The sequence below is a fragment of the Longimicrobiaceae bacterium genome, from assembly GCA_035936415.1.
In the GTDB taxonomy this organism is placed as follows: Bacteria; Gemmatimonadota; Gemmatimonadetes; order Longimicrobiales; family Longimicrobiaceae; genus JAFAYN01.
Map to the genome: position 1 here is coordinate 1 of DASYWD010000235.1, position 4,944 is coordinate 4,944.

Genomic DNA, 4,944 nt, shown 5'->3' on the forward strand with positions numbered 1-4,944 from the left:
GCACCAGCCCTCCCGCGGGCTCCTCGGCCGGCGGGGGGATGGTCCCCGCGCCCCCGAAGAGGGCGGCGAGCGCGTCCTCCAGCGTCTCCTCCATCACCACCCGGCTCTGGTACGCCACGATCACCCGCTTCAGCTCCGGGATCTGCCCTCCCTGCGCGCGCAGGTACAGCGGCTGCACGTAGAGGAGCGACTCCTCCACCGGGAGCACCAGCAGCTCTCCGCGGAGCACCTCCGACCCGCGCTGGTCCCAGAGGGAGATCTGCCGCGAGATCTCGGTGTCCTGGTTGATGCGGTTGACGATCTGCCGCGGCCCGAACACCAGGCTCTGCTTGGGGAAGCGGTACACCCGCAGCTCGCCGTAGTGCTCGCCGTCGCTGCGCGCCACCATCCACGCCGCCATGTTGTCCTTCTGGCGGGGGGTGAAGGGGGTCATGAAGATGAACTCCGCCCCCTCCTCGTCCGGGAGGCGCATGATGATGCGCCGCATGAACGCGAACGGATTGGCCTGCTCCTCCGCGCCCAGCGTGGGGATCTGCCACTGGTCTTCGCGGTGGTAGAACTCGTCCGGCTCGTCCATGTGGTAAGTGGTGTGCAGCGTCGTCTGCACGCGGTACAGGTCCTCCGGGTAGCGGAGGTGCGCCCGCAGGTCGGCCGGCATCTCACCGATGGGCCGGAAGATCCCCGGGAAGGCGCGCGCGTAGGTGCGCACGATGGGCTCGGCGGGGTCCATCACGTAGGCCCGCACGCTGCCGTGGTACGCGTCGATCACCACCTTCACGCTGTTGCGCATGTAGCTGGTGCCGTCCGCCAGGCGCTGGGCGTAGGGGTAGCGCTCGCTCTTCGTGTACGCGTCCAGGATCCACTGCAGCGTCCCCGCCTCGTCGATGACCATGTACGGGTCGCCGTCGAAGGTGAGGAAGGGGAGGGCGCGCCGGGCCCGCTCCACGACGTTGCGGTGGTACAGCACCCGGCTCTCGCGGGTGAGGTCTCCCGAGAGCAGCACCTTGGAGGAGCCGAAGTAGGAGGCGAAGACGATGCGGCGCAGCCACGAGCCGATCGGCACGCCCCCCGCGCCCTGGTAGGCGGTGAAGATGTTCTGCTCCCCGGCGGGGTAGTCGAACTCTGGCTGCCGGGTGTGGACGAAGACCGCCTGGTTGGTGAGCTCGCCGTAGTAGATCTGCGGGCGGGTGACCTGGAGCGAGACGTCGGACTCCGGCGGGAGGTCCCGGATGAAGAGCACGGGGAGCCCCTCCGCCGTCCTCCGGTTCACCGGCCCCAGCGCCAGCCCCATCCCGTGCGTGAAGGTGAGGTGCTCGTTGATGAAGGTGCGCGTGGGGAGCGACGCCGGGTTGAGCTCGCGCGGCGAGAGCAGGACCTGCCGGTACTCTCCGTCGATCCAGTACCGGTCGTCGTCCACCGAGACGAAGTCGTAGTAGGTGCGGATCTCCTGCAGCTGCCCGAACGTCTGCAGCAGCGGCGCCCGGTCCCACAGCCGCACGTTGCCGATGGTGGGGGCGTTGGCGCGGATGTCGGCCAGCGTGAGCCCCGCGCCCCCGGTGAGGTCGCGCACCTCCACGTTCTCGATCCCCCAGGCGCGCCGCGTGGCGGCGATGTGGTGCCGCAGCTGCGGCGCTTCGCGCGAGAGCTCGGTGGGATCCACCACGAAGTTCTGGATCACGGCCGGGTACACGCCCCGCGCCAGGACGGAGAGGACGGCGTACCCCCCCAGCGCCATGAGCGCGAAGCGGAAGAGCTCCCGGCGCACCGCCCCCACCACCACGAGCACCGCCGCCACGAGCGCCACGCCGGCCATGATGCGGAGGGCGGGGAGCGTGGCGTGCAGGTCGGTGTAGCTGGCCCCCACCATCGGTCCGGTGGTGGAGTACAGCAGTCCGGGGATCCGCACCAGCCAGAGGGTCAGCGCCGTGAGCACGAAGGCGAGCGCCAGCAGCATCCCCAGGTGCATCCCCGCGGAGGCCTCCACGCGCACGTGCCCCGGGGCCACGATGATGTCGCGGCGCAGCCAGTAGAGGAGCCCCGCCAGGAGAAGGGCGAGGACGGTGAGCGTGAAGAGAATCCCCAGCACAGTGGAGATCACCGGGAGGGTGAAGACGTAGAATCCCACGTCGCGCCCGAACACCGGGTCGCTCACCCCGAATGGGACGCGGTGCATCCACCGGAGAACTCCCAGCCACCCCCCCGCCGCGCCGCCGGCGATCAGCAGCGCCAGCAGCAGGGAGAGCGGGACCCGGAAGCGCCGCAGCACCTCGGCCACGTTGACGTGCGAGGTGCCCATCCCCAGGCGCAGCACGGTGGGGTTGAGGACCGCGCCGCGCTGCGCCATGCGGAGGTTCAGGTACAGCCAGGCGAAGGAGACCGCGCCCACGCCCAGGAAGAGCGCGGCGCGGGTGATCAGCTCCGTCCGGTAGACCACCTCGAAGCCGATCTCCCTGAACCAGAGCCAGTTGACCGTGAACCCCACGGCCCCCGGGCCGAGGGTGAGGACGAGGAAGACCAGGACGACGGCCCCGGCAAGGCCCACGAGTCCGGCACGGCGGGTCGACATCGATACGAAGCTCCCGGAGGAGAGGGGAAGGCGAAGCAGCGCGCCCGGTGGAATCGGCGCAGGCCGTCGGTAAGGTACACCCGGAAGCTACGACCGGCCTGCTATGCGTGCCATACCGTCCCGGAGCGTCGGGCGTTCCCCCTGGCGCGTTCGGGGCGAGGCGCGCGGGTCACAGGGGCCGGGCGGGCTCCGCAAGCCGATGCGTGGCTGGCTGCCCGGGCGAAGCTGCTACCGCGACGAACAGCCGGCCAGCTCGGCGGGCCGGAAGGGTGGAGGGCGCCTTCGGCCTTGTTCTGACTGCAACCAGAGATTCGGAGCTTCCGGCAACCGGGGTGATTCAAAGTGCCCCAGCTGCTACGCTGAGGCGCCTCGGTTCGGAGGCGGGGCGATTGAGCATGGGAGGGCCTCCCACCAGAGAACGGGGGCCTCCCTGCTCAACCAAGCGGCCCCGACGGCACGTTAGCGGGTCCGTGAGGCCATACCCTCGAGCCTGGCCAGTCGATTCCGCAGGTGCGCCATCTCCGTGGCGAACTGGGGATCCGCGTTGCGGTGGGCCGCCAGCGTCCAGCGGAAGTGGGCGGCGGCGCTGTCGGGGCGCCCGGCCGCCATCCATGCCTCACCCAGCGCGCGGTGCAGCACGGGCATGGTGGTGTACATCCCGGTGGCCTGCACCCCGGTGCGCAGGCCGTTCCGCAGCACCGGGATCGCCTCGGCCGGACGCCCGGCTCGGACGAGCGCGCGGGCCAGTTCGAGGTTGACGCGGTTGTAGCCGTAGATCGGGGAAAACTGTGCGCGCTGGAAGGCAGCGATCGCGGAGTCGTGCTGACCCCGGGCGGACCAGAGAAGCCCGCGCACATGGTGGTGCAGCTTCTGATCGCGGCCGTACGCGCTCCGGGCGCCCACGACCTGGATGGTATCGGTCAGCGAGCGGAGCTCGATCGTATCTCCGAGGGCGGCCACGACTCCCGCGCGGTGCGTGAGGCTCCAGGCCCGCCAGCGCGCGTGGCCGCTCGGGGGCGCATCGGGATTGCCGGAACGGCTGATTCGTTCGAATGCCGCCGCCGCCTCGTGCAGCCGACCCATCTCCCACAGGACGATGGCTGCGGGGAGCTCGTTCCGGAACTCTCGATGGTAGCGTTCCGCGGCGGTGAGCGCTTCGCGGAGTCGGCCCTGGTGGCGCAGGCTGATGACCAGGAACCAGAGCGCGAGCTCGCGGTGCTCGGGCGAACCCTCCCGGACGAAGGTCCGCAGCAGGGCGTCGGCCGCAGCGTAGTTGCCCGCGCGGAGGTAGCTTTCCGCCGGCCTCACCTCCGCCCAGGGAGACGGGCTTTCCAGCGCCGCCGCCGCACGCAACGCCGCGAGCGCCTCCTCGTAGCGCCCCTGGGTATCGCGCGTGTCGGCCAGACTGTAGAGGGGCGCGGCGGAGTGGGGCTGCAGGCGGCGCCACTCCTCGATCAGGCGCTCGGCGTCGCCCAGCGCCTCGAGGTGGTGGTAAGCCGAAACCAGCGCCGGCAGCGCTTCGCAGGCCCGGCAGCGGGCGCCCGGCGTGCGCAGCCCCGCCGTGTCCATCGCGATCACCCGCCGCAGCCGTTCGGCCCCCTCGGCGAACCGCCCTCTCTGGATCAGCGCCCGACCCAGCAGCAGCTGTCCGTCCGGCTCCTCCGGGTAGCGGATCGCGAGCGTTTCCGCGACCGCCAGTCCCGAGGGGTGATTCATCTGCTCCGCCCAGGCACCCCGCACCAGCAGGCGCTCCCGGTCCGGGGACCAGCGGTCCGCCAGCCGGGCCGCGCGGTTGAGCATGGTCAGGTAGTCCTCCCCGCCGACGGAAGCGGCGTACAGCGCCGCCATCGCGAAGGTGGTGTCCTCGCGCAGAGCCGCCCGGTACAGGCGCCTGGCTGCCTCGCCGTCTCCGGCGTAATGCGCCCGCAGGCCCTCGCTGAAGAGGGCGGACGCCGCCGCAGAACGGGTGGACGGGTGCACCTCGGCGCGCGGCGCCCCGACCTCGCCGGGGTCGCGCTCCCGCACGGCGGACCCGAACAGCGCCGCGAGGACCGCCACCCCGCCCACGGCCGCGATCGTCCAGCGCCGCCCCGGCACCCGGCCCGCCGGCGCCGGGGCCGATGGGCGCGGGGGAGACGCCGGGACGGGCAGGACGGGGGGCTCCACCTCACCGGGCTCCTCGGAGAGCGGTGGGGCGGGACGGCTCATCGGCGCCCCCGCGCGACGGCGAAGCTCCTCGGCAAGCGCCTGCGTTTCCGCGGAAGGGGAGGCGCCCAGGTCGGCCGCCAACCATGTGCCGAAGTGCTCGTATGCCCGCAGGGCGCCGGCCGCGTCCCCCGCCCGGTCCAGCACCCTCATCAGGCGGCGCAGGCCCGCTT

2 protein-coding genes are annotated in these 4,944 nt (G+C 71.9%); both read right to left on the minus strand.

Translation table 11 applies throughout. The features are described from left to right. Positions 1–2,566: UPF0182 family protein (locus VGR37_09565; protein ID HEV2147636.1), on the minus strand; the 2,566-nt coding region annotated here is incomplete at its 3' end. A 459-nt stretch (positions 2,567–3,025) separates the two neighbouring features. After that, a partial coding sequence (locus tag VGR37_09570; protein HEV2147637.1) for a tetratricopeptide repeat protein occupies positions 3,026–4,944 on the minus strand: 1,919 nt, incomplete at its 5' end.